This window comes from Methylocella tundrae (assembly GCF_038024855.1).
Lineage (GTDB): Bacteria > Pseudomonadota > Alphaproteobacteria > Rhizobiales > Beijerinckiaceae > Methylocapsa > Methylocapsa tundrae.
Map to the genome: position 1 here is coordinate 2,511,741 of NZ_CP139089.1, position 24,365 is coordinate 2,536,105.

Sequence of the window (24,365 nt, forward strand, 5' to 3'; positions counted from 1 at the left end):
CATCGAAAGAGGACGATAGCTCACGGCTCGCGGTGCTCAGATTCGGCGGCCGTTGGAGCAGCCTCAGGCGGTTCCGACGCGACGCCCGAGCGTTGCGGCCGATTTCTCGGCAGGCCACTCCGACCCGATCCGAAGGTCTCGAACAAGAGTCCGGCGCAAAGCTTCCGAAAGGAGATTGGTTAACGCCTCAGCTTCGCCATCGGCCTCGGAATGGGCGGTTCGCCGCGACATCCGGCGCCAGGCTTGATCAGCGGCGTCCAAGGCGAAATTCACCAGCGCGTTGACGATAAAACTCTCGGCGGAGACGCCTCTATGCGCTGCAACGGCGCGGATTTCATCGGAAAGGTCCGGTTCAACCCGATCAAGAATGAGCGTCGCAGGCAGCGACCCGGACCGCAGGCCGGCGATCAATTCGCGCAGCCGGAGAGGCTCTTCCTCGTCTATTCTGATGTCACCGCCGATCGAGGCAAAGTCGAATATCAGCATGATCGTCCCGGCTCCAGCTAGAGCATTGGCCATTGAAGCGACACGCAGTCAGCATAGCATTAACGGATCCTCTCAGCCAAAGTTCATTTGGCGAAAAGTCAAATTCACACACGCCCTTCTCCATCCAACAGCACTGTCAGACGGAATTTTAGATGCCGACCAGATTTTGCCTGATCCGCCACGGTGAAACCGCTTGGAACGCGGCCGGCAGGTTGCAAGGCCATGTGGACATCCCCTTGAACGACGTCGGACGAGCGCAGGCAAAAGCGGCGGCAAGGACGCTCGCGACGCTGAGCTTTAATGCAATCTACAGCAGCGACCTTGCGCGCGCCTTGCAGACGGCGACGGACGCTTCGCCGGGCCTTGGCCTCGATATCGTGGCGACGCCGGCCTTGCGGGAACGCTGTCTTGGGGCGTTTCAAGGGCTGACGCACGCGGAGGCGCAAGCACGCTACCCATCCGATTACGCCCGATTTCGCGCACGTGAACCGGACCACGCTCCGCCCGGCGGCGAGAGCCTGCACGATTTTTCAGCGCGCATCGAGGCGGCTTTCACGAGCGCTGCTGACCAGCGGCGCGGCGAGACGGTGCTTGTCGTGACGCATGGCGGCGTGCTCGACGTCTTGCGCCGGCTCGCGACGGGCCAGGGGCTTCAGGCGAAACGCGATTTCCCGCTGCTCAACGCCGCGCTGAACTGGATCGAGAGACGGGACGGCCGCTGGCTTTTGCTAAGCTGGGGAGAGACCGCCCATCTTGAGGCCGCGCGCGACGAGGTTTTCGACGCGATGGCGGACCGCACCGACGCAAGCTGAGCTTTATTGCCCTTTGGCGGGACGGCGCGGGCGCGACATGAGAAGAAGCGCTATGCTGGCGAGCGGGAGGATAATGTCGAGATAGAAGACCGGGCCGGCGTTGCCGGGAGCAAAATTTCCCGCGGCGATCATCTGCCGCACATGCCCGGCGGCGTCGCCGAGGAGAAAGATCGCATTGACCAGCACGGTCGCGGCCCGGAAGCCGAAGCTGGCGCGAAAAGCGGCGCAGCCGGCGACGCCGAAAGCAAGGTCAGCCATGCCGACCTCGAACTGAAAAGGGCTGTTCTCCCAGCCAATGAATCGGGCGGTCATCTCTGGGTAGGCGAGATGAAAGAAGGCGCTCCACAAGCCGCCGATCCCGATCGGCAGAAGCAGCAGCCAGGAGAGCGTGCGCTCCGCCGCCGGACCTTTGCGATCCAATGCCGCGCAGGCCAGCGCGGCGATGAAGAGAACGCTCGAGAAATTCACCAGAACGAGACGAATGAGACTGCCAATGATTGAATGATCCATGCTCGCGTCTCACGCGGAAATGTCTGGCGGCGCGAGCACGGCGGCGCCTGAAATGCGGCCATGGCGCAGATCCTCGAGCGCCTCGTTGGCGCGCTCCAGCGGATAGAGGGTGGTCGAGGTTTTGACCGGAACCTCCGGGGCGAGGGCGAGAAACTCCTCAGCGTCCCGCCGCGTCAGATTTGCGACGGAGCGGATCATCCGCTCCTCCCAGAGATCGGCATAGGGAAAGGCCGGTATGTCGCTCATGTGAATGCCGCCGCAAACGACGGTTCCGCCCTTCGCCAGCGCGCGCAGCGCGGCCGGAACCAGCGCCCCGACGGGAGCGAAAATCAGCGCGGCGTCGAGAGGCGCGGGCGGCGCCGTCAAGGAGCCGCCGGCCCAGACCGCGCCGCATTCACGGGCAAAAGCCTCGGCCGCCTCATCGCCCGGCCGGGTGAAGGCGTAGATCTCCCAGCCCTGATGCTTTGCGACCTGCGTGATGATATGCGCGGCGGCGCCGAAGCCGTAAATGCCAAGGCGACGCCCTTCGCCGGCAAGTCGCAAAGACCGGTAGCCGATCAGCCCTGCGCACATCAGCGGCGACGCCGCGACGTCGGAATAAGCGTCCGGCAGCAAAAAACTGAAGCGCTCGTCGGCGACGGTGAATTGCGCAAAGCCGCCGTCGATGTCGTAGCCGGTAAAACGCGCCTTATCGCATAGGTTTTCCCGGCCGGACCGACAGAAATCGCAAACGCCGCAGGTCCAGCCAAGCCAGGGCACGCCGACGCGGTCGCCGAGCTTGAAGCGCGTCACTTTCGCGCCGAGGCCCGCCACCACGCCGGTAATCTCGTGTCCAGGAATGAGCGGCAGTTTCGGCCGCGTCAATTCCCCGTCGATGATATGGAGGTCCGTGCGGCACACGGCGCAGGCGCGCACCTTGATCAGCAGTTGATGCTCGTCCGGCCGCGGCGGCGCAACCTCCTTCAGAGAGAGGGGTTTGCCGGGACCTTCAAAAATCATCGCTTTCATCGGCGCAACATCCGTTTTCACCCAGGACTCATGGCGGCGCGCAACTATCGCCCGGAGCGCGCGCCTCTCAAATCCCAATCCTTCATTTTTCCCCTTTTTATGACGCGGCGTCGACCTCAAGCCTGTGCTGGCCAGCCTCGGTTTGGCGCGCTAGTCTGCGTGTTGGTTTGTCTTATCGCAAACGCGGGCGAGCTTCGGGCGCTACATTCGAAAAGTTCTTCGGATCAAACGCATCGAATAATTCAGTCAGGGAGATTGTCATGACCGCGAAAAAACTCGAAAAAGCCGAATGGGGTCCATACTTCGACCATCTGAGCAAGACGCTGAAGGGCGCGCAGGCGGAGATCGAAGTCGCATCCCTAAAGCTCGGCGACCAGGTTGAAGCCTCGTGGCTGCCGCTCATCGGCCTCGTCTACGACCCTAAGGATAACATCATCGAAGTCGCGCTCGATGGGATCGATCATCTGATCGCCAAGCCCCGCGATGTTTTTGTCGACGCCGGAGAGGAAGCGCTGGCAAGCGTCGAAATCGTCGATGGAGACGATAACCGGCAGATCGTCAGGTTCCGGCAGCCGCTCGCCTTGCCGCCGCCGGCACGGTAATCGGCAGCGCAGGCTTCTCCTGTCATCCTCAGCGTGAGGAGGACAGGTCGAGCTGGAACAATTCTCTGATGCGATCCGCCAGGCGCTTTGCGGAATGCTCGGCGCGGCCTGACCCGGCGGCTTCGTCCGCCGCCTGCATCGCGCTCCGGCGGGCCAGAGCCTGCCCCAGCTCCTGCGAAAGGGTCAGGCGCTCACGCAGAACGGGAGCAAGATCGTCCGCCTTGATTTCGTAGACGACCGCGCGGGTCAGCGCCCTGATCGTGCCGTGCTGCGGCTCTCCGAGCAAAAGACCGCCTTCACCGAAATAATCGCCGGGCGCGAGCCGCACCAATTCATGTTCGCGCCCGTTCACTTCATGATAAAGGGCAAGCGCGCCCGACTGCAGGATGGCGAGCGTTTGCGACACGGCGCCGCGCTCAATCACAGGCTCGCCGGCCGCGTATTCCGTACGTTTCATCTTCTCGGCGAGCAAGGTTATGTGCTCATTGCCGAGCGAGGAGAACAGCGGCAGATTCTTGATGATTCGCTCGGGCGTCCGCATTGGCTGCGTCGCCTCCGCGCCCGTCGCAGGCGGCACGACGTCCCCCAGGGCCGGAGCAAACTTCAGTCCAGCCGCCGCGGCGTGCCGGAAGACGCGATCCAGAACTTCATTTCGCGCGTCGTCTACAACCGACCGGTTGGGAATGCGATATCTCAGCTCCAGCTCGATCGCGGACGCGCTGAGCGACTTGATCGCGACGTTAGGGGCGGGATCATGCAGAATGACGTTGCAACTCGCCAGCACCTCGAGGGCGATATCGACGAAATGCGAGGGCGGAATGGTCGGCTCGAGCCGCACGGCGGTTGTGACGACATGCGCCTCGTCGGGATAGCTGACGTTGATGAGCTTGGCTTTGGCGAGAACGCTGTTCGGTATGATCGCAAGATCATGGCTTGCGGTCAGGAAATGAACGGCCTGCCAATTGGCTTCCACGATCTTGCCCTCGATTCCGCCGTCGATGATGATCCAGTCGCCGATGCGATACGATCGTCCAAGATTGATCGCAATGCCTGAAAAAACGTCCGCGAGGGTGCTCTGAAGGGCAAGACCTGCGATGATGGCGACGGCGCCCGACGTCGCGAAAAGCGCGCCGACGGGAACATTGAAGACGTTGCCGACAATGGCCAAAAGAACGCCGAGGTAAATCAGGCCGGCGATCAGCTGCTGGAACAGCCGGCTCTCGTGCGGCCTTCGCTCAAAGATTACAAAGGCGTCGACGATGCCGACGAGACTTCGCGCCAGTGCGACCCACCATAAAATCTCGAGGAGATAAACGCCGGTCTGGCCCGTCGCGCCTGGCGCGGGCTCGCCGCTTGGCAGATAAGGCTCGATTCCCTGACTGACGAGAACGGCGGTGAGCGCAATAAAAAGCCCGATCCTTCCGGCAAGCCGCCACATTGCGTCGCGCCGGAAGGATAATATGAGCAGGGAAAGCGCCGCGACGAAAAGGGCTCCGATCGCGACAGCGATCTGCGGATGGTTGGCGATCACCGGCGGCCAGGGCGGCACGTGTCCTTAACTTTCTCCGGCCAGCGGCTCAGATCGCATTTATCCCGCGACCGCGCGGGCCGCCTCCGCCTCAGCGCCTTTTCATGCGAGGGGACGCCGGGCCGCCTGGTCAGAACAGGATCGGATAAGAGGCTAGAGAAATTTTCCGGTTCGGCGCAACCGTAAAATACTCCAGCCCGGATTTCTTTTGCTTCGGTTCGAAGACTTCACGACAGGCAGGACTGAGATCGCTGACATGCTGGATCAAACATTCCTTGATGCGCTCCGCGTCCGGAATATAGGCCTGACACAAATTCAGCGCGTCTGGCGTGCAGGCCTCGCGCTCCTCAGGCGTTCCCTCAAGTCCCTGCGCGCAGGCGGCTGAAGCCGAAAAAGCGAAGATCACGCCAAGCAGGCCGCCGCGTTTCGCCCGCGCCGCTCTTACTGATGGATTGGCTGCCGCCAGCCCGGTATCCGCCTCACCCATTTACATCTCCGATCAATGCCGTCGCCGCGCCGGTCCTTTGTCCCTTGCGAGCGACGTTCTCGTTTGACTTCTGTTATGAAAGCAAGTCGTGGATGACCCCAATCGGTTTGTCAATTTCCGTCCGGCCAAAGACACGTTGAAAGCCCGTCAAACGCCGCGGCTCTTAAATGGATGCGAGGAGCGGCGCCTTAGCGATCGAGGGGCCCTGACGTCACAGCTTTGCCGCGACCTCGACCCCGGCCCGCGCAATCTGCTCGTCCTCCGAGGATTGCACTCCCGAAATGCCGATGGCGCCGACGACGCGGCCCTCGTTGAGCAAAGGCAGGCCGCCCTGGATCGGCGTCGCCCCCGGAAGCGTCAGCATCACCGCGCGGCCGCCGGCGACAACCTCTTCGATGCTTTTCGTCGACCGCTTGAACAGGAAGGCGGTGCGCGCCTTCTCCTGCGACACAGCGACGGAGCCAATGCCTGCGTCGTCGAGACGCTGCAAATAAATGAGGTTGCCGCCATCATCGACGATGGAAATCGTGACGTTCCAGTTGTTTTTCAGCGCTTCGGCTTCCGCCGCCGCCGCGATGGCCTTGGCGTCGGCAAGGGTCAGGCTCTTTTTCGTGAACATGGCTTTTCTTCCCTTCGTGTCGGCTCGATGGCGGTCCTTGCGCCTTCATCCGTCTCGCGAGATCGGATATTGTCCCCGCGCCGCGCGGCCGAGCTTCGGCCGGTTTTAGCGCGCCCCAATGCGCTTCCACAAGCGCCCCTCGCGCCGGCGTTTCATTTATCGGCTGCGACTGATCAGCGCCGGGCGCAGCCGACGAAGAACTGGGCCACGGCCGCCACTGCGATCTCCTCGATTTCCGATTTGTCCGGGGAGGTCCGCACGCCGATCAGGCACTGGAATCGCAGCGTCCCGGACAGCATTTCGAGAAAATGATCCGCCGCCCTGCGGCTATCGGGCATTTGGAGCCGCCCGCGTTCGATTTGCCGGTCGAAAAAATCGGTGAGGAAATCCCGGCTGCGGCCAGGACCCAATTGCCAGTAGCGTTCGGCGATGTCTGGAAGGCGCGCGGCCTCGGCGATGATCAGGCGATTGATGCTCAAGGCCGCCGGAGAGGTCACGATCTCAAGGTAGCGGACGCCGAATTCGGTCAAAACCTGTTCAGGCGGCTGCGGCGCCAGTTTCTCAGGGGTGAGGCCGCGGAAAATCGTCTCGGCGGTCTCGGTGATGAGCGCCTCGAGAAGGCCCTTCTTGCCGCCAAAAAGCAAATAAAGCGTCTGCCGCGATCCGCCCGATAGCGCGATCACATCGTCAAGCGTCGCTTCGGCGAAGCCCTTCTCCTGGAACACCGTCCGGGCCGCGGACAGGAAGGCGGCACGCCGCGCAGCGAGGCGGCTTCCTGCCGGAACCTGGGAAAAGTCAACCTTTACAGCGGCTGTTTTCATTCAAAAGCAGGTGAGACTTGCATAATGCACTTGATATGTACTGTACGATACAATACGTCAAGGACAAATCCCCGGAGAGCATTATGGGCATTGTCGGCTTCGCGCTGCGGTATCGCCACACGTTTTACGTGCTGGCCTTTATGATGCTTTTCCTTGGCGGCGCGGCGATCTTCACGACGCCGAAAGACATTTTTCCGAACATCAACATCCCGGTCGTCACGGTGATCTGGCAATATACAGGCCTGACGCCGGATGAAATGGAGCAGCGCGTCACCACCTATAGCGAATATTCGATCAGCTCCAGCGTGAGCGACGTGCGCAACATTGAGAGCCAGACGCTCTCCGGCATCGCCGTCGAAAAGATCTATTTCCAGCCCAATGTGAGCATTGACCTCGCGATCGCCCAGATCGTCTCGGGCTCAAATTCCATCCGCGCCCTCATGCCGGCGGGCATCCAGCCGCCGATCATCATCCAGTACAGCGCGTCGTCGGTCCCGGTGCTTCAGTTGAGCTTGAGCTCGGACCGGCTGAACGAACAGCAGCTCTATGATTACGGCATCTATCAGATGCGCCAGGCGCTGGCGCCGATCCCTGGCATCACGCTGCCGACCCCTTATGGCGGCAAATACCGCCAGGTGATGATCGATCTCGACCCCGACGCTCTGCGGGCGCGCGGGATCTCGCCGAACGACATCGTCAACGCGGTCAACGCCCAAAGCCTGACCTTGCCTTCCGGCGACGCCAAGATGGGCGACAAGCAGTTCATCGTGAAGGTCAACAGCCTCGCCCCCTCGATCGAAGACCTCAATCACGTGCCGATCAAACAGGTTGGCGGCGCAACCGTCTTTCTCTCCGACGTCGCCCATGTGCGCGACGGCTGGGCGGTGCAGCAGAACATCGTGCGCGCGGAGGGCCGGCGCTCCGTCCTGCTGACCATCATCAAGAACGGCAACGCTTCGACCCTCGACGTTGTCAACCGGGTCAAGGCGGCGCTTCCCGAGATCAAGAAGGCGGCGCCGCCCGGCATGAACATCGAGCTGCTCTTCGATCAGTCGGTGTTTGTGCAGAACGCCATCCAGAGCGTGCTGCACGAAGGCGCGATCGCGGCCGGGCTGACCGCCCTCATGATCCTCATTTTCCTCGGCTCGTGGCGTTCGACGATCGTCGTTATGGTATCGATTCCGCTGTCGATCCTGACCTCGATCGCGGTGCTGTCGGCGCTCGGCCAGACGATCAACACGATGACGCTCGGCGGCCTGGCGCTCGCGGTCGGCATTCTCGTCGACGACAGTACGGTGACGATCGAAAACACCCATCGCCTGCTGGAAGAAGGAGAGCCCTTCGACAAAGCAGTGCTCGAGGGCGCCGCCGGCATCGCCGTGCCGACCCTGATTTCGACGCTCGCCATCTGTTGCGTGTTCATTTCGGTGTTCTTCCTGCAGGGCGCCGCGCGCTATCTGTTCACGCCGCTCGCCATGGCCGTCGTGTTCGCCATGCTCGCCTCCTATGGCATCTCGCGCACGCTGACCCCGATCATGATCTCGCTTCTGATCCGTAAGGAACACGAGCAGCACGGCGAAGCGACCGGCTGGTTCGCGCGGTTTCACGCCGGCTTCAACGCCCGCTTCGATCGTTTCCGCGACTTCTACGGCTGGCTGCTCGCCGGGATTCTCCGGCGCAAGATCCTGACGCCGACGGTCGCTCTGCTCGTCATCGCCGGCGCCGGCGTTCTGTCGCTCCATGTCGGATCGGACTTTTTTCCAAGCGTCGACGCGGGCCTCATCCAGCTGCATGTGCGGGCGCCTGCGCGCACCCGCATCGAGCGGACCGAACAGATCTTTCAGGCGGTCGAAGACAAAATCCGCGCTTCGGTCCCGGCCAAGGATCTAAAGCTCGTCATCGACAATATTGGCCTGCCGCAGCGGCTCTATAATCTCGCCTTTACGGATGGCAGCGCCATCGGAGTGAACGACGGCGTCATCCAGATCGAGCTGAGCGAGGATCACCAGCCGACCGCGCAAATCATCAAGAAGCTGCGCGCTGAGCTGGCCGCCGCCTTTCCCGACGTCCTGTTCTATTTCCAGCCCGCCGATCTCGTAACGCAGGTGCTGAACTTTGGCGTTCCGACCCAGATCGACGTCCAAATTCAAGGTCGCGACCGCGAAAACAACAAGAAGGTCGCAGCTCTCCTGCAGCAGAAGATGAGCAAGGTTCCAGGCGTCGTCGACGCCCATATACAGCAGGAGCTGGACGCGCCGGAAATGTATTACGTGGTCGACCGCACGCGCGCCCAGCAGCTTCAGCTGAAGATGCAGGACGTCGCCAATAATCTGAACATCAGCCTCAGTTCATCGGAGCAGGTCTCGCCGAACTTCTGGACCGATCCGAAAAGCGGCATCCCCTATTTCATGGCCGTGCAAACGCCCGAATATCGCATCGCCAGCAAGAACCAGCTGGACAATACGCCCCTGACCAGCGGCATAGATCCGAGCGGCACGCCGATCCCGACGGTGCTCGGAAACATCGCCACGTCGAAACGCGTCGGCGTACAATCCGTGTACAACCACTCGAACATTCAGGCCGTCTATGACGTCTATGGCAGCACCCAGAACAAGGATCTCGGCGCAGTGGCGTCGGCAATCCGCAAGATCGTCGCCGAAGTCGAGCCGCAGCTGAAACCGGGCAATCGCATCGTCGTCCGCGGCCAGATCGACAGCATGGAGTCGGCGTTTCAGAATTTGACGCTCGGATTGCTGTTCGCGGCGGTGTTCGTCTACATGCTGATGGTCGTCAACTACCAGAGCTTCCTCGATCCGCTCGCCGTCATCCTCGCGCTGCCGGGCGCGGGCGCAGGCATTCTGTTGCTGCTGTTTGTCACCGGCACGACCTTGAGCGTGCCCTCGCTGATGGGCGCCATCATGGCGATCGGCGTCGCCTCGGCGAATTCGATCCTGCTCGTCACCTTCGCCAGAGAACAGCGCGAGGCGGGGATGAGCGCCTTCGACGCCGCGCTGTCGGCCGGCACGACGCGATTGCGGCCCGTTCTGATGACCGCCGCGGCGATGATCGTCGGCATGATTCCAATGGCGATCGGCGGCCCTGGAGAGGAGCAGAACGCGGTGCTGGCGCGCGCCGTGCTTGGCGGCGTCATCGTCGGCACGATGACGACTTTGCTTTTCGTGCCTTTCCTCTATTCCGTTATCGGCCGGTTTGAGCGCATCGAAGCCGAAACCCCGGAGAGCGTGACCCATCAAGGATCGCCGTCATGAACAGCATTCCTCCAGACCCTTCGTTCAGAACGCAAAATCTTCGGGCGCCGGACGAGCGTGGAGAGCCGCACAATCCGAAACCTGGCGACGGCGAACGGCGGAGCGCCGCGCGGCTGACCGGCTTCGCCGCGCTCGCGGTCCTCGCGGGTCTCGTTGGTTTTGGCATGTGGACGCACACTAGCCGCAATGCCGAGGCTGAGGCGGAAGTCGAGGCGCGAGAAAACGCCGCGCCGACAGTGCGCACCATGCTGGCCAAGGAGGAGAGCTCCCCCCGCACGATCGAGCTCACAGGCAATATGGCGGCGTTCGACGCCGCGACGCTGTTTGCGCGCGCCACCGGCTATATCAGCGTCCGCAACGCCGACATCGGAACCAAGCTGAAGAAAGGCGACGTTCTCGCCGTGATCGCCGCGCCTGATCTCGATCAGCAGCTCGCCCAGGCAAAGGGGCAGCTCGTGCAGTTCCAGGCCGCGGTGCAACAGGCGGAAGCGGACGCCGATCTTGGCCGCGTCACCGACCAGCGAACCTCGCGTCTTGTTGCGCAAGGCTGGTCAAGCGCACAGCAAGGCGACACGGACCGGCTGACTTTTGCCTCGCGCGTAGCGGCGGTCGCAGTCGCCAAGGCCAATGTCGTCGCGCAGCAGGCGGCGGTGAACCGGCTTCAGCAATTGACCGAATTTGAGCAGATCAAGGCGCCCTACGACGGCGTCGTCACCAGCCGGCTGGTCGATGTCGGCGACCTTGTCACAGCCGATGCAAGTTCGGGCACGCCCCTGTTCGCCGTTGCGAGAACCGACGTCCTGCGCGTGCAGGTCTTCGTGCCGCAGGCTTTCACCTTCGGCCTCAAGGATGGCGATCCCGCGACCGCGACGGTATCGGAACTGCCGGGCCAGGTGTTCCACGGCAAGGTCGCGCGCAACGCCGAGGCCCTTGCCGCGGGGACGCGCACCCTGCTGATGGAAGTGGATATCGACAATCGGGAGGGCAAGCTGGCGGCGGGTCTTTACAGCGTCATTCATCTGCAATCTCGGCGGATCAATCCGGTCATTATCGTTCCCTCGCAAGCGGTGGTTTTCGGCCAGGACGGGCTGCGCGTCGCCGTCGTCAGCAACGGCAAGGTCGAGATGCGCAAAATCGTTCTCGAATTGGACAATGGCGCAACGGTCGAAGTAAAATCGGGCCTGAAGCCCGGCGATCAGATCATCCTCAGTCCGCCCGCCAATGCGGTGGACGGCATGAAAGTCACGGTGGCCTCAGCCTGAGCGCGGCGCGCCGCCGCTTCCGCTGGCGCGAAGCCAGGCCGCAACAAGCCAGGTCGCAATTTTATTTTCAAAGGAACCAGCCAATGACCGCTCTCGCGCCGGACAAAGGCGAGTTCGCCGAAATCAAAGGAACGCCGCTGAAAGTCTCGCGGGTGGCGCTTGGAACCTGGGCCATCGGCGGCTGGATGTGGGGCGGCAGCGATGACGCGCAGTCGATCGCGACGCTGCGCGCCGCTCTAGACCATGGCGTCACGCTGATCGACACCGCGCCCGTCTACGGATTTGGCCGTTCAGAGGAAGTCGTCGGCAAGGCTCTCGAAGGCGGGCTGCGCGAGCGCGTCCTGATCGCGACCAAGGTCGGGCTCGACTGGAAGGATGGAAAAGTCTTCCGCAACGCCAGCCGCGAGCGCATCAACCGCGAGATCGAGGACTCCCTCGCGCGGCTCAAGACGGACCATATCGACATCTATCAGGTGCATTGGCCGGACCCGAGCGTCCCCGTCGAGGAAACTGCGGAGGCGATGAAGGCGCTCTTCGATCAGGGCAAGATCCGCGCCATCGGCGTCAGCAACTTTTCCGTCGAACAGATGGAGCGGTTCCGCAAGGTCGCGCCGCTGCATGTGCTGCAGCCCCCCTACAATCTGTTCGAGCGCGAGATCGAGGCGGAAATTCTGCCCTATTGCCTGAAAAATGAGATTGCGACCTTCGGCTATGGCGCGCTCTGCCGCGGGCTTCTGTCTGGCCGGATGAAGACGGACACCGTCTTCGAGGGAGACGATCTGCGCCGCAAAGATCCGAAGTTCCAGCAGCCCCGCTTCGGGCAGTATCTTTCCGCCGTCGCGCGCCTCGAGCAGTTGGCGAAGGAGCGTTTCGGCAAAAAAGTCATCGACCTCGCCGTGCGCTGGGCGCTCGACCAGGGCATTACCTCGGCGCTATGGGGCGCGCGCCATCCAGGCCAGTTGGAGCCCATCGACGACGTTTTCGGCTGGTCGCTCGACGCCTCCGCCAAAGCCGAAATCGATCGCATTCTGCACGAGGAGATCAAGAACCCCGTCGGTCCGGAATTCATGGCGCCTCCGGCGCGATCATGATCTTGAGCCGCGCGCCGGGTTGACCGCCCCGGGAAGCGCCGTGCTCTTTGGCGCGCCCCTGTCGTGCTGGCCTGAGAGTTTCGTCTCCCGACTGCAATCGGAGCATCGAGCATGAGCGCGTTTTACCAATTCTCCGCCAACACCTTGCGCGGCGAGAAAATTCAATTCTCGCGCTATGCGGGTCAAGTGGTTCTCGTCGTCAACACGGCGAGCAAATGCGGCTTTACGCCCCAATATGCGGGGCTTGAGCAATTGCACCGCGCCTATGCGAGCCGCGGACTTGTCGTTTTAGGATTCCCCTGCAACCAGTTCGGCAATCAGGAGCCGGGCGACAGCGCCGCGATCGCGGACGGCTGTCTCGTCAACTACGGCATCAGCTTCCCGATCTTCGAGAAAATCGACGTGAATGGTCAGAGCGCGCATCCGCTTTTTTCCTGGCTGACCGCCAAGCTCCCGGGGCTGCTCGGGCGCAGCGTCAAATTGAATTTTACTAAATTTCTGATCGGAAGGGATGGGACGCCTCTGCGCCGCTTCGCGCCCCTGACTCCTCCGAAGAAGATCGAAGGCTCCATCCAAAACGCGCTCGGGCGATACGCTGAGCGCGGCGACGCCCAAGGCGACATGGGCGGGGCAGGAAACGCCGCGCGGCGGCCGGAATAAACAGGAGAGAGAACGAGATGAGCGCCTATGATTATTCGTTCAAGACCATCGACGGCGAAGCCCTGCCCCTCTCGACGTTCAAGGGCAAGGCCGTGCTGGTCGTCAACACGGCCTCGGCCTGCGGCCTCACCCCGCAATATGAGGCGCTCGAAGCCCTCTACCGGAAATATCAGGGCGCCGGCCTCGTCGTGCTCGGCGTTCCGGCCAATGATTTCGGCAAGCAGGAGCCGGGGACGGAAGCCGAGATCAAGCAGTTTTGCACAGTGAAATTCCACATCGACTTTCCAATGACCTCGAAAGAAGTCGTCATCGGGCCCGACGCGCATCCTTTCTATCAATGGGTCGTGAGCGAACTTGGCGAGGCCGCGACGCCAAAGTGGAATTTCCATAAATATCTGATCGACAAAAAAGGCGCGATCGCGGGGACGTTCGGATCGCGCACCGCCCCCGACGCGCCGGAAGTCGTGGAGGCAATCGAAAAAGCGCTCGCCTGAACCGATCGCGTCCCGGCCGCGAAAGTCGACCTGTCGGCGGAAACCGCAGGCGTCACTCGGCGTCGAGGGTAAAGCCGACTTTCAGCATCACCTGGAAGTGATGCACCTTGCCATCCTCGACGTGGCCGCGCGTCTCGATCACCTCGAACCAGCGAATGTTCCTGAGCGTCTGACTGGCGCGCTCGATCGCTCCTTTGATGGCGTCCTCAATCGACGTGGGCGACGAGCCGACAAGCTCAACGACTTTATAAACGTGATCTGACATCGCAAACCCTTCCATCGCAGCCAAGGCGATTTGTTTCAGTGGCGAAACACACGCAGTGAAACGCGCCCGCGCAACGCCGGCAAGGGCTTGATGGATCCCGACCGGCTGATTTGCGGCGGCGCGCACCATCTTTTATGTTGCCGCCCCTGCGGCGCCATGCGGCGGCGCTCCCTGCACGCAATTGAGGGCGAACAAAAGATGACCGGCCTCAAGGCGCGCAATTGGACGACGCCGCGCGACGGCGCCCTTGGCCTCAGCCGGATCGAGAACGGCGGCGGCCTTAAAATCAGCGCGCTGCCGAACGGATGCGTCTTCTCGATCGAACATCATCGCGACGGCGCCGCCCCGATCCTGATCAATCAGCTGCTAGGGTCCCCGATCGACGGCGGCGTCGGGCGCATCTATCTGCGCCTTGAGGGAGCGCCGCCGGTCGAGGTCGTCGGGCCAAACGCCGACATTCGTTTCGGTGCCGGGCGAGAGTGCTTCGTCTTTGAGGGCGAAACACAGGGCGTCCGCCATCGCGTCACGCTTTTTGCGCAGCCGCACCAAGCCGCCTGGATCTGGCGGCTCGACGTCGAGAATCGCGGCGCCGTTCGCGCCATGGATGCGATTTTGATTCAGGACATCGGGCTTGGGCCGCGCGGCTTCCTTATGAACAATGAAGCCTATGTCTCGCAATATATCGACCATTTCGCCGCGAAGCATGAGCGCTTCGGCCCCGTGGTGATGAGCCGGCAGAATCTGGCGCAAGAGGGTCGCTGCCCCTTCGTGATGCATGGCTGCCTCGATGGCGCGATAAGCTATGCGACCGACGGCAAGCAGCTTTTTGGTCCCGCCTTTCGTGACGACACCGCTTTCAGTTTTCCTTTCGGCGTCGATCTGCCGAATGCGCGGCTGCAGCATGAGATGGCCTGCGTCGCGATCCAGTCCGCGCCCATCGCGCTGGCGCCCGGGCAAAGCGCGGCCTGGCGCTTCTTCGGCCTCTATGAGCCGGATCAGCCTCGCGCGTCGGGCGACGCGGATCTCGCGCGCATCGACGCGATCGCGTGGAGGGATGTCGCGCTGGAAGCGCCGCCCCTGACGACGCCCGTCCGCAGCCTCGTCCAGGGCGCGGCCCCCGCGAAAGCGGCGCTCCTCACGGAAGACGAAATCGCCAGGCGCTTCCCCGACCGGCTGCATGAGGAGCGGGCCGACGGCCGCCTGCTGTCATTTTTCACCCCCAACGCGCCGCACAATTCTCATGTCGTCTTGCGCGACAAGGAGCGGATAGTAACGCGCCGTCATGGCGCGCTTCTGCGCTCCGGCGCGGCGATGCTTCCCGATGATGCGACGCTTTGCGCCACCGCCTGGATGCACGGCGTTTTCGGGGCCCAGCTCACAATCGGCAACACCTCGTTTCACAAGCTGTTTTCGGTCTCGCGCGATCCTTACAACGTTTCCCGCGCCAGCGGTTTACGGATCATGGCCGACCTTGGCGAAGGCTGGCGGATGCTGGCGATCCCGTCCGCCTTCGAGATCGGCCTCTCCCATTGCCGCTGGATCTATGCGCTGGGCAAACGCACGATCACCATCAGCGCCATCGCTTCGGGTCAAAATCCCGCGATGCAATGGCGCGTCAACGTCGAAGGCGATCGCTGCCGTTTTCTCGTCTTCGGCCATCTGGCGTTGGGCGAGCGCGAATTCGACCACGAAAGCCGGATCGAGGTAAACGCGGAGACGAAGCGCGCTTGCCTGCGCCCCGATCCGAACTGGCTCTGGGGCCAGCGCTACCCGAATGCGGTCTATCATCTTGTGAGCAGCGCGCCGGACGCCATCGAGGCGATCGGCGGCGATGAGCTGCTTTATACGGACGGCCGTTTCCGCGGCGGCGCTTACGTGGCGCTCCGCACGAGGCCGACGCGCGACTTCTCTTTCGCCGTCGCCGGCTCCATGACCGATGCGGCCGAGGCCGACGCGCTCGCCGAAAAATTCGAGCGGGGCGTCGCGGATGAGGATCTGCTGGCGCCAGCCGAGCGCTTCTGGCGTTCGGTCACACGCGGTTTGCGCATCGAGGGGAACAGCGCGCTCGACTGCCTGTTTCCGTGGCTGGCGCAGAACGCCATGATCCATCTCACCGCGCCGCATGGTCTCGAACAATATACCGGCGCCGCCTGGGGCGCGCGCGACGTCTGTCAGGGACCCGTCGAGTTTCTGCTGGCGCTGGAGCATGACGAACCCGTCAAAGAGATTCTGCGCCTCGTCTTCGCTCAGCAATATCAGTCGAGCGGGGACTGGCCGCAATGGTTCATGCTCGACCCTTACGCGATCGTCCAGGACCGCGTCAGCCATGGCGACATCATCGTCTGGCCCCTAAAGGCGCTGAATGATTATATCGAGGCGACCGGAGACTTCGCTTTTCTCGATGAGAAGATCGCATGGCGGCGCGAGGATACGCTTGAACACACGGAGCGCGTGGACACCGTCGCAGCGCATATTGAAAAGCTGATCTCGACCGTTCGACTGCGCTTCATTCCCGGCACGCATCTCGTGCGCTATGGCGAAGGCGACTGGAACGATTCGCTTCAGCCCGTTGACCCTCTGATGCGGGACTGGATGGTCTCGAGCTGGACGGTCGCTCTCCTGTTTCAGCAGCTGCGCCGCTACGCTGGCGTTCTGCGCGAGGCGAGCCGCGCGTGGGAGGCCGAGCCGCTCGACGAACTCGCGGAGGCCATGCGGGCGGATTTCAACGCCTATCTCATCCGCGACGAGACGGTGGCGGGTTACGGCGTTTTCGGCCCGGGACGCTCCGAACCCGAACTGCTGCTGCATCCGAGCGATTCCCGCACGGGCCTGAGCTATTCGCTGCTGCCGATGACGCGCAGCATCATCGGCGGTCTATTTACGCCGGAACAGACGCGCCATCATCTGCGGCTTATCCGTGATCATCTCATCTTTCCCGATGGAGCAAGGCTGATGGACCGGCCGGTGCATTATAGCGGCGGCCCGCAGACGATCTTTCGGCGCGCCGAATCATCCTCTTTCTTCGGCCGCGAGATCGGCCTCATGTATACGCATTCGCATCTGCGCTATGGCGAGGCCGTGGCTGTGCTCGGCGATCTCGACGCGCTTTTCGAGGCGCTCGAAATCGTCAATCCAGTCTCGGTCGGAAACAGGCTGGCGCAAGCGTTGCCGCGCCAGCGCAACGCTTTTTTCAGCAGCAGCGACGCGGCCTTCGCCGATCGCTTAAGCGCCAGCGCGCAATGGGATCGCGTCCGGAGGGGAGAGATCGGCCTCGAAGGGGGCTGGCGCATTTACTCGAGCGGACCGGGCCTGTTCGCCAATCTGCTCATTCGTTACGGCCTCGGCAAACGCCGGCTGTTTGGCGAACGCGCGCCGGCGCCCGCCCATCGGGACCTGATCGCAACCTGGGACATCGACGAACGGGCTTAAAGCAGAATGCGCGCAGGCGGAATCGCATTCCGCTCATTAAGCCTTTGTTTTAAAGCAAGATGTCGAAAAATCTGCAACTTTCCGGCGTCATGCCCTAGCTCGCGTCGAAGCCCGGAGCGGGGTGGCGGCGTCACGTTCACAGGCTTGCGGAGCCCCATCAGGGGCGCTTTTGATGAACCCGAAGCGCGATGCTCCCGTCAGGGGCGCGCCGGTCGCGCGGTCGACCAGCACAGGATCAATGATGCGGCCTGTCTCCAAATCGACGATCTGAACCTTTTCGCCTTCCGTCGCGAACTGGCGATTGCCATAATCGACGAGAGCGAAAAGGACCGGCAGGAAATCGCGCCCCCTTGTGGTCAATACATATTCATAGCGCTTCGGACGCTCATGATAGAGGCGGCGCTCCAGGAGGCCGTCCTCGACGAGGGCGTTGAGACGCCGCGTCAGCATGTTCGGCGCGATCTTGAGATTGGCCTCGAAGGCGTCGAACCGCGTGATGCCGCTGAGAGCGTCGCGCAGGATGAGAATGCTCCACCATTCGCCGACTCTTTCGAGACTGCGGGCGATGGGGCATTCCATGGTCTCAAAGCTCTTACGGCGCATGATTCTCTCACAAAGCGATGCTTTCCCCCCGCCACAGGGCCGCGCGGCCTTCGCGGGTAGCGCAACGCGCTAATTTTCGGGGTGCCGCATCCCTTTACACCGATTTCAGCGCATTTGCGTCGATCGGCAGTTTTCGCAACCGCTTGCCGGTGGCCGCGAAGATCGCATTGACGATAGCGGGAGCGATTCCGGCCGTCCCCGGCTCGCCAGCGCCTCCCGGCGCCTCCTCACTGTCCACCAGATAGACTTCTATTTTGGGAGCCTCATTGATCCGGAGCAATTGGTAGGTGTCAAAATTACCCTGCTCGACGCGCCCGTCCCTGAGCGTGATCTCGCCGTAGAGCGCGGCGGTGACGCCAAAGATGGACCCGCCCTCAATTTGCGCCTTCAAGGTGTCCGGATTGACCTGCCGGCCGCAATCGAAGGCGGCGACGATGCGTTCGACGCGCACCGTTCCGTCCTTGTCGACCGCGACCTCGGCGACCTGGGCCAGATAGCTTCCAAAACCGAAGATGACCGAGACGCCGCGGCCGCGCCCTGCCGGCAGGGGCGAGCCCCAGCCGGATTTCTCCGCCGCTAGATCAAGCACCGCTTTCGCGCGCGGGGATTTGCCGAGCAGCGCGCGGCGAAATTCGACCGGATCTTTCTTGGCGGCGGCGGCCAGCTCATCGATGAAGCCTTCGACCATGAAGGCGTTGTGGGTCATGCCGACGCCGCGCCACCAGCCCGTCGTCATGCCAGGCGGCGGCTCGTGACGCACATAGTCGACGAGAACATTGGGAAAGCTGTACGGACCCGCGGCGCCTTCGACGGCGTCGAAATCGAGGCCGCCCTTGAACAGGGGAGGCGCCCAGCGCGCCAAGATGGAGGAGCCGACGACGCGATGGCTGAAAGCGATGGGGGCGCCGCTCTCGTCGAGCCCGGCGGCGAGCACATCGTAATAATAGGGCCGGTAGACGTCGTGCTGGATGTCTTCTTCACGCGACCAGACCACTTTCACGGGGCCGTCGACCTCTTTGGCGATCCTTGCGGCCTGATAGATCCCGTCTTCATCAAGCCGGCGCCCGAAACCGCCGCCGATCAAATGATTGTGCACCTTGACCTTGTCCAGCGGCAGACCGGTCGCCTTGGCGACGGCGGCTTGCGCTCTCGTGATCACCTGCGTGCCGACAAAGACGTCGCACCCGTCCTCGCGAAGATCGAGCGTGCAATTCATCGGCTCCATCGCGGCATGGGCGAGGAACGGCAGCTGATAGACGGCCTCGATTTTTTTTGCGGCGCCGCTGATCGCCTTTTGCGCGTCGCCGATCCTGGAAGCGACGGCGCCGTCCATCTTCGCGGCTTCCTTCAGTTGTTCGATGAGATCGGCCTGGGACACATGGGCGTTCGGACCGTCGTTCCAGGCGATAACGAGAGCGGCGAGACCTTTGCGCGCCGCGCCATTGTGGTCGGCGATCACCGCGACCGCGTCGTCGAGCCTGACGATCTGGCGCACGCCCTTCACCGCCATCGCCTTGCTGTCGTCGACGCTTTTGAGCTTGCCGCCGAAGGTCGGACAGGCGGCGACGGCGGCGAATTTCATGCCGGGAAGCATCGCGTCTATGCCGTATTTCGCCGATCCGTTCAGCTTGCTCGGCGTGTCGACCCGTTTCGCCGGCGTGCCGATGAGCTTATAATCCTTTGGATCTTTCAGCGCGGGCGCGTCCGGGACAGGGTAGGTCGCCGCCTTGTCGGCCAGCGCGCCATAAGAGAGCTTGCGGCCCGACGCGGCGTCGATGACTTCGCCTTTCTCGGCGCGCAAGGAAGCCGGATCGACATTCCACGTTTCGGCCGCCGCCTTGATCAGCAGGACGCGCGCCGCCGCGCCTGCTTGCAGCAGCGGCTTCCAGAGCGCGCGCACCGAAGTCGAACCGCCGGTGGCCTGGAAGCCGAGCAACGGATTGGCGTAAAGCTTATCGTTTGCAGGCGCCGGTTCGACGCGGACCCGGCCGAGATCAACCTCCAATTCCTCGGCGATCAGCATGGGCATGGAGGTGAACGTGCCCTGGCCCATCTCGACCTGCGCGACAATCAGCGTCACCTCATTGTCGCGACCGATGCGAATATAGGCGTTGGGCGCGAAATCTTCAGAGCCCGCCGCCGCGGCCGCGCCGCTAAAGCCTGACAGACGGAAGCCAAGGAGCAGGCCGCCGCCCGCCGCGGCGCCGATTTTCAGAAAGTTCCGGCGCGAATGGCCGCTTGAGGACGCAGCGGAGCCGGCGTCCCCGTCATAAATGATGACATGATCGAGCAACATGGGTCAGCCTCCCTGCTTGACGGCGTTCTCGCCGGCCGCGAGTTTGATCGCTTCCCGAATGCGCGAATATGTGCCGCATCGGCATATATTGCCGGACATCGCCTCGTCGATATCGCTATCGCTTGGATGCGCGTTGCCCGCGAGAAGCGCGGCGGCGGACATGATCTGGCCCGACTGACAGTAACCGCATTGCGGCGCCTCAAGATCGAGCCAGGCTTTCTGAATTTTCGCGCCGGACGGCGTATCGCCGATGGCTTCGATCGTCATGATCGACGATTCGCCGATGCTGTCGATCGAGGTGATGCAGGATCGAATGGCGTTTCCATCCTGATGCACCGTGCATGCGCCGCAGAGCGAAGCGCCGCAGCCGAATTTGGTGCCGGTCATTCCAAAAACATCGCGCAGAACCCAAAGAAGGGGGGTGTCTCCATCGACATCGGCGGTGCGTTCCACTCCATTGACTTTGATTGTGTAGGCCATGGGCATCTCCCGAAGCTTCCGTTGCAAGCGATCGTGCGGGGCCGTGGGACGGCGGCGGATCTGCGTCACCGCCGGCGTCTGGAAACGCGGGGCATTGGCCGAGAGCATCCTCCGAACCGTTGAACAGGCGTTTCCTGAATCCCTTCGCTCCCGCCGGTCTAAGTCACCTCCATCATGATAGTTACGATTTGGCCGTTTGAGAACGAACAATCGCAGTTGGGCAAAAAAGGTGAAATGCCGCGCTGCGCGCCGCCGCGCGCATCAGCGGCTTCGATCGGCGGCGCTGGTTGAACGAGCCGGCGTCTCCGAAGTCTACCCCGGCAGAACTTCATCCGTCGGCGCCTGCTTTGCTTTGCCATGACCGTCCCCCCGCGCGGAGCGCTCGCGCGCGCCCGCGTCCGGCGTCGGCTTTTTCCTGAAACGGCCAAGCCACGCCCCGAAGCCGCGCACGACGACATAGAAGGTCGGCGTGAACAAAAGTCCGAACAGAGTCACGCCCAACATGCCGGCAAAGACCGCGGTGCCGAGCGATTGGCGCATCTCGGCGCCAGCCCCCTCGGCGCGGGCGAGCGGCAACACGCCGAAGATGAACGCGAAGGAGGTCATCAGGATCGGACGCAGCCGCGTCCGCGCGGCGCTGACGGCGGCTTCAAACCGCGTGTGGCCTTCCTCCTCGGCCTGCTTGGCGAATTCGACGATCAGGATGGCGTTCTTCGCCGCGAGACCGACAAGGACGACGAGGCCGATATCGACCAGAATATTGCGGTCGAGGTCTCGATAGGTGACGCCAAGCATGGCCGCAAGAATGCACATGGGCACGATGAGGATGACGGCGAACGGCAGCAGCCAGCTTTCATACAGCGCGGCGAGCAGGAGAAAGACGAAGACGACGGCGAGGCCGAAAGCGAGGATCGCCGTATTGCCGGCAAGCTTTTCCTGCAGCGCGATCTCTGTCCATTCGAAGCCGAAGCCTTGCGGCAACTTCTCTTTCGCGAGAGCCTCGACAGCCGCAATGCCCTGACCCGAAGAGAAGCCGCGGGCGAGGCTGACCTGGACTTCCGCCGCCGGGAAAAGATTGTAACGCGTCACGCGGAACGGTCCGGTGGTGTCGTTCAGCGTCGCGACCGAGCCGATCGGCACCATATCGCCGCTGGCGTTGCGGGTCTTGAGATTCGCGACGTCCCGCGTCGTCAGCCGGAACGGGTTGTCAGCCTGCGCGGTGACCTGATAGGTGCGCCCCAGAATGTTGAAGTCGTTGATATAGGCCGATCCCATATAGACGGACAGGGCTTCGAAGACGCGCGAAATCGGAACGCCGAGCAACTCCGCCTTGGTGCGGTCGATGTCGGCGTAGATCTGCGGCGTTTTCGTATTGAACAGCGTAAAGGGTTGAGCGAAGCCGGGATTGGCGGCGATCGCGCCGACAAGGCCCCAGGTCGCGTTTTCCAGCGCCGGCAGGCCGCGGCCGGCGCGATCTTGAACATAGCCCTTGAGGCCGCCACCGGTGCCGATGCCGGGAACGGATGGCGGCTCCAGCACGAAAGCGAAGGCGTCCGTGAGCACGCCGATGTGCTGGCGCACGTCGGCGAGGATTTTCGCCGCCGTCAGACCTTTCTTGACGCGCTCCTCGAAGGGCTGCAACCCGACGAAGATAACGCCGGTGTTGGTGGCGTTGGTGAAGGTCGCTCCGTCGAAGCCGGCGAAAACAACGGCGTGCTCAACGCCCTCCCGGTGCAGGATGATGTCGGTCGCGTCGCGCAGCACCTTGTCGGTGCGGTCGAGTGAAGAGCCGGGCGGCAGCTGGAACGCGGCGATGAGATAGCCGCGATCGAGCGGCGGAATGAGTCCCGTCGGAGTCTTGTTCAAAAGGTCGAAGGCGAAATAGATGAGGCCGCCGTAGATAATCAGCGACACGAAGCCGACCCTGATGAGCCTCGCCGTCAACGCGCCATAGCCATTGCTGAGCTTTTCGAACGCCCAGTTGAAGGCTGCGAAAAACCAGCGCAGGGGCGTCGAGAGCCAGTAGATCAGCCCCGACGTCTTCGGCGCTCCGTCGCGCCGCTTGAGCAGAATGGCGGCGAGGGCCGGAGACAAGGTCAGGGAGACGAAGGCGGAGATCAGGGTCGCGCTGGCGATGGTGATCGCGAACTGCTTGTAGAAAGCGCCCTGCAGGCCGGTAATGAAGGCCGTCGGGATGAACACCGCGCAAAGCACAAGGGCGATCGCGAGCAATGCGCCGCCGACCTCATCCATTGTCTTATGCGCCGCGTCCTTCGGGTCCATGCCATGTTCAAGGTAGCGCTCGACATTTTCGACGACGACGATTGCATCATCGACGACAATGCCGATCGCCAGCACAAGACCAAAGAGGGATAGCGTGTTGAAGGTTAGTCCAACGCCGCTCATGAACAGGAAACAGCCGATCAGCGAAACCGGAATGGCGATCACCGGAATGATCGCGGCGCGCCACGTCTGCAGGAACACGACGACGACGATGACGACGAGCCCGACCGCCTCAAAAAGCGTGTGCACGACTTCATCGACCGACTGCTGAATAAACTCCGTCGGATTATAGACGACCGTATAGTCGATGCCCGGCGGGAAATCCTTTTTCGCCGTCTCCATGGCGGCCTTGACCAGCGCCGCGGTCGCCAGAGCATTCGACCCCGGCCGCTGGAAGACCACCATCGCCGTTGCGACGTCACGGTCGAGATAGGCGTTGACCGTATAGTCCTGCGCCCCAAGCTCGATGCGGGCGACGTCGCGCAGCCGCACGTAACCATCGCCGTCCGATCTGAGCACGATGTCTCCGAACTGCGCTGGATCGCTGAGGCGCCCGAGCGTTTGAACGGCCAGCTGAAAGGCTGCCGGCGAAGACACCGGCGGCTGGTTAATAGCGCCGGCGGCGACCTGAAGATTGGCGGCCTGCAGCGCGGCGACGACCTCGCCGGCGGTGAGGCCGCGCGCCGCGACTTTGCCCGGATCGAGCCAGACGCGCATCGAATAGTCGCGCGCGCCGAAAATCTGGACGTCGCCCACGCCGTCGACCCGCGCGAGCTGGTCCTTGAGATGGAGCGTCGCATAGTTCGAGATATATTTCTGATCGCGCGAGCCGTCGGGCGAGATCATATGGACGACCATCATGAGGTCGGGCGAGGACTTCTGCACGGTCACGCCCTGCCGGATGACTTCCTGAGGCAGCCGCGGGGTGGCGATCGCGACGCGGTTTTGCACCAGCACCTGCGCCTGATCGACGTTGGTTCCCGGCTTGAAAACGACGTTGATCGAGAGCTTCCCGTCGCCCGTCGATTGCGAGGTGATGTAAAGCATGTCGTCGACGCCGTTGACCTGCTGCTCGATCGGCGTCGCGACGGTCGCCGCGATAACTTCGGCGGAGGCGCCTGGGTAAATTGTCGTGATGTTCACCGTCGGCGGCGCGATTTCCGGATATTCGGAAACGGGCAGCGACCTTTGCGCGATCGCGCCGGCGATCGTCAAAATGATCGAAAGCACCGCGGCGAAGATCGGCCGGTCGATGAAGAAATGAGAGAAACGCATGGTCGTCCTTGCCCGCTGACGCCAGAGCCTTCTCCGGTCGGAAAAATGCTCTCGTCCTTCAATGTTGCCGCATTTCCTCCGAAGC

19 protein-coding genes and 1 pseudogene are annotated in these 24,365 nt (G+C 62.7%); 8 read left to right on the forward strand and 12 right to left on the reverse strand.

All coding sequences use genetic code 11. From position 1 onward, the window contains the following. Positions 1-63: 63 nt before the first annotated feature. A complete protein-coding gene (locus tag SIN04_RS13890; RefSeq protein ID WP_134490105.1) occupies positions 64-486 on the reverse strand; it encodes a hypothetical protein in 423 nt (140 codons plus the stop codon). Between the two features lie 152 nt (positions 487-638). Between SIN04_RS13890 and SIN04_RS13895 the strand changes: the two genes are divergently transcribed. Next, positions 639-1,298 carry a histidine phosphatase family protein gene (locus SIN04_RS13895; protein ID WP_134490107.1) on the forward strand — a complete coding sequence of 220 codons (660 nt, stop codon included), beginning with the start codon at positions 639-641 and terminating at the stop codon, positions 1,296-1,298. Between the two features lie 3 nt (positions 1,299-1,301). Here the strand turns inward: SIN04_RS13895 and SIN04_RS13900 are convergent, their stop codons facing one another. Together SIN04_RS13900 and SIN04_RS13905 are read right to left on the reverse strand one after the other, a co-directional pair. Further along, on the reverse strand, positions 1,302-1,808 hold the full coding sequence (locus tag SIN04_RS13900; protein WP_134490109.1) for a DUF6790 family protein: 507 nt from the start codon (positions 1,806-1,808) through the stop codon (positions 1,302-1,304). 9 nt (positions 1,809-1,817) lie between these two features. Further along, positions 1,818-2,816 (reverse strand): zinc-dependent alcohol dehydrogenase family protein, encoded by a 999-nt coding sequence (locus SIN04_RS13905; protein ID WP_134490111.1) that lies wholly within the window; start codon positions 2,814-2,816, stop codon positions 1,818-1,820. 260 nt (positions 2,817-3,076) lie between these two features. Between SIN04_RS13905 and SIN04_RS13910 the strand changes: the two genes are divergently transcribed. Next, positions 3,077-3,418: a DUF5335 domain-containing protein gene (locus tag SIN04_RS13910; protein WP_134490113.1), complete on the forward strand. Its 342-nt coding sequence runs from the start codon at positions 3,077-3,079 to the stop codon at positions 3,416-3,418. 28 nt (positions 3,419-3,446) lie between these two features. Here SIN04_RS13910 and SIN04_RS13915 read toward each other — a convergent pair whose 3' ends face one another. From SIN04_RS13915 to SIN04_RS13930, 4 genes are all read right to left on the reverse strand, one after another. After that, positions 3,447-4,967 (reverse strand): cyclic nucleotide-binding domain-containing protein, encoded by a 1,521-nt coding sequence (locus tag SIN04_RS13915; RefSeq protein ID WP_134490115.1) that lies wholly within the window; start codon positions 4,965-4,967, stop codon positions 3,447-3,449. Between the two features lie 109 nt (positions 4,968-5,076). After that, on the reverse strand, positions 5,077-5,433 hold the full coding sequence (locus SIN04_RS13920; RefSeq protein WP_134490117.1) for a hypothetical protein: 357 nt from the start codon (positions 5,431-5,433) through the stop codon (positions 5,077-5,079). Between the two features lie 211 nt (positions 5,434-5,644). Further along, positions 5,645-6,052, reverse strand: coding sequence for a GlcG/HbpS family heme-binding protein (locus tag SIN04_RS13925; protein WP_134490119.1), 408 nt, complete (start codon positions 6,050-6,052; stop codon positions 5,645-5,647). 173 nt (positions 6,053-6,225) lie between these two features. After that, the gene (locus tag SIN04_RS13930) at positions 6,226-6,873 is read right to left on the reverse strand and encodes a TetR/AcrR family transcriptional regulator (RefSeq protein ID WP_341263991.1); all 648 of its coding nucleotides are present in this window, start codon (positions 6,871-6,873) and stop codon (positions 6,226-6,228) included. An 83-nt stretch (positions 6,874-6,956) separates the two neighbouring features. Here SIN04_RS13930 and SIN04_RS13935 point away from each other — a divergent pair, with 83 nt between their 5' ends. The 5 genes and pseudogenes from SIN04_RS13935 to SIN04_RS13955 all read left to right on the forward strand — a co-directional run bounded on the left by SIN04_RS13935 (position 6,957) and on the right by SIN04_RS13955 (position 13,649). Next, positions 6,957-10,142, forward strand: coding sequence for an efflux RND transporter permease subunit (locus SIN04_RS13935; protein WP_341264473.1), 3,186 nt, complete (start codon positions 6,957-6,959; stop codon positions 10,140-10,142). Further along, positions 10,139-11,404 (forward strand): efflux RND transporter periplasmic adaptor subunit, encoded by a 1,266-nt coding sequence (locus SIN04_RS13940; RefSeq protein ID WP_134490122.1) that lies wholly within the window; start codon positions 10,139-10,141, stop codon positions 11,402-11,404. Before SIN04_RS13935 ends, SIN04_RS13940 begins: the two co-directional genes overlap by 4 nt. 83 nt (positions 11,405-11,487) lie before the next feature. After that, the gene (locus tag SIN04_RS13945; protein WP_134490124.1) at positions 11,488-12,495 is read left to right on the forward strand and encodes an aldo/keto reductase; all 1,008 of its coding nucleotides are present in this window, start codon (positions 11,488-11,490) and stop codon (positions 12,493-12,495) included. A gap of 111 nt (positions 12,496-12,606) precedes the next feature. Then, positions 12,607-13,083: pseudogene (locus SIN04_RS13950) on the forward strand (glutathione peroxidase); the annotation flags it as partial. Positions 13,084-13,172: 89 nt separating this feature from the next. Continuing rightward, positions 13,173-13,649 (forward strand): glutathione peroxidase, encoded by a 477-nt coding sequence (locus SIN04_RS13955; RefSeq protein WP_134490128.1) that lies wholly within the window; start codon positions 13,173-13,175, stop codon positions 13,647-13,649. Positions 13,650-13,701: 52 nt separating this feature from the next. Here SIN04_RS13955 and SIN04_RS13960 read toward each other — a convergent pair whose 3' ends face one another. Further along, positions 13,702-13,914, reverse strand: a complete 213-nt coding sequence (locus SIN04_RS13960) for a dodecin (protein WP_134492532.1) — start codon at positions 13,912-13,914, stop codon at positions 13,702-13,704. A gap of 198 nt (positions 13,915-14,112) precedes the next feature. Here SIN04_RS13960 and SIN04_RS13965 point away from each other — a divergent pair, with 198 nt between their 5' ends. After that, positions 14,113-17,343, forward strand: a complete 3,231-nt coding sequence (locus SIN04_RS13965) for a GH36-type glycosyl hydrolase domain-containing protein (RefSeq protein ID WP_134490130.1) — start codon at positions 14,113-14,115, stop codon at positions 17,341-17,343. 87 nt (positions 17,344-17,430) lie between these two features. Here the strand turns inward: SIN04_RS13965 and SIN04_RS13970 are convergent, their stop codons facing one another. The 4 genes from SIN04_RS13970 to SIN04_RS13985 form a co-directional block, all read right to left on the reverse strand. Continuing rightward, a complete protein-coding gene (locus SIN04_RS13970; RefSeq protein WP_134490132.1) occupies positions 17,431-17,946 on the reverse strand; it encodes a winged helix-turn-helix transcriptional regulator in 516 nt (171 codons plus the stop codon). A 94-nt stretch (positions 17,947-18,040) separates the two neighbouring features. After that, positions 18,041-20,242 carry a xanthine dehydrogenase family protein molybdopterin-binding subunit gene (locus SIN04_RS13975; protein ID WP_341263992.1) on the reverse strand — a complete coding sequence of 734 codons (2,202 nt, stop codon included), beginning with the start codon at positions 20,240-20,242 and terminating at the stop codon, positions 18,041-18,043. Positions 20,243-20,245: 3 nt separating this feature from the next. Continuing rightward, a complete protein-coding gene (locus SIN04_RS13980) occupies positions 20,246-20,722 on the reverse strand; it encodes a (2Fe-2S)-binding protein (RefSeq protein WP_134490136.1) in 477 nt (158 codons plus the stop codon). A gap of 312 nt (positions 20,723-21,034) precedes the next feature. Then, a complete protein-coding gene (locus SIN04_RS13985; protein WP_197731984.1) occupies positions 21,035-24,280 on the reverse strand; it encodes an efflux RND transporter permease subunit in 3,246 nt (1,081 codons plus the stop codon). Between the last annotated feature and the right edge of the window lie 85 nt (positions 24,281-24,365).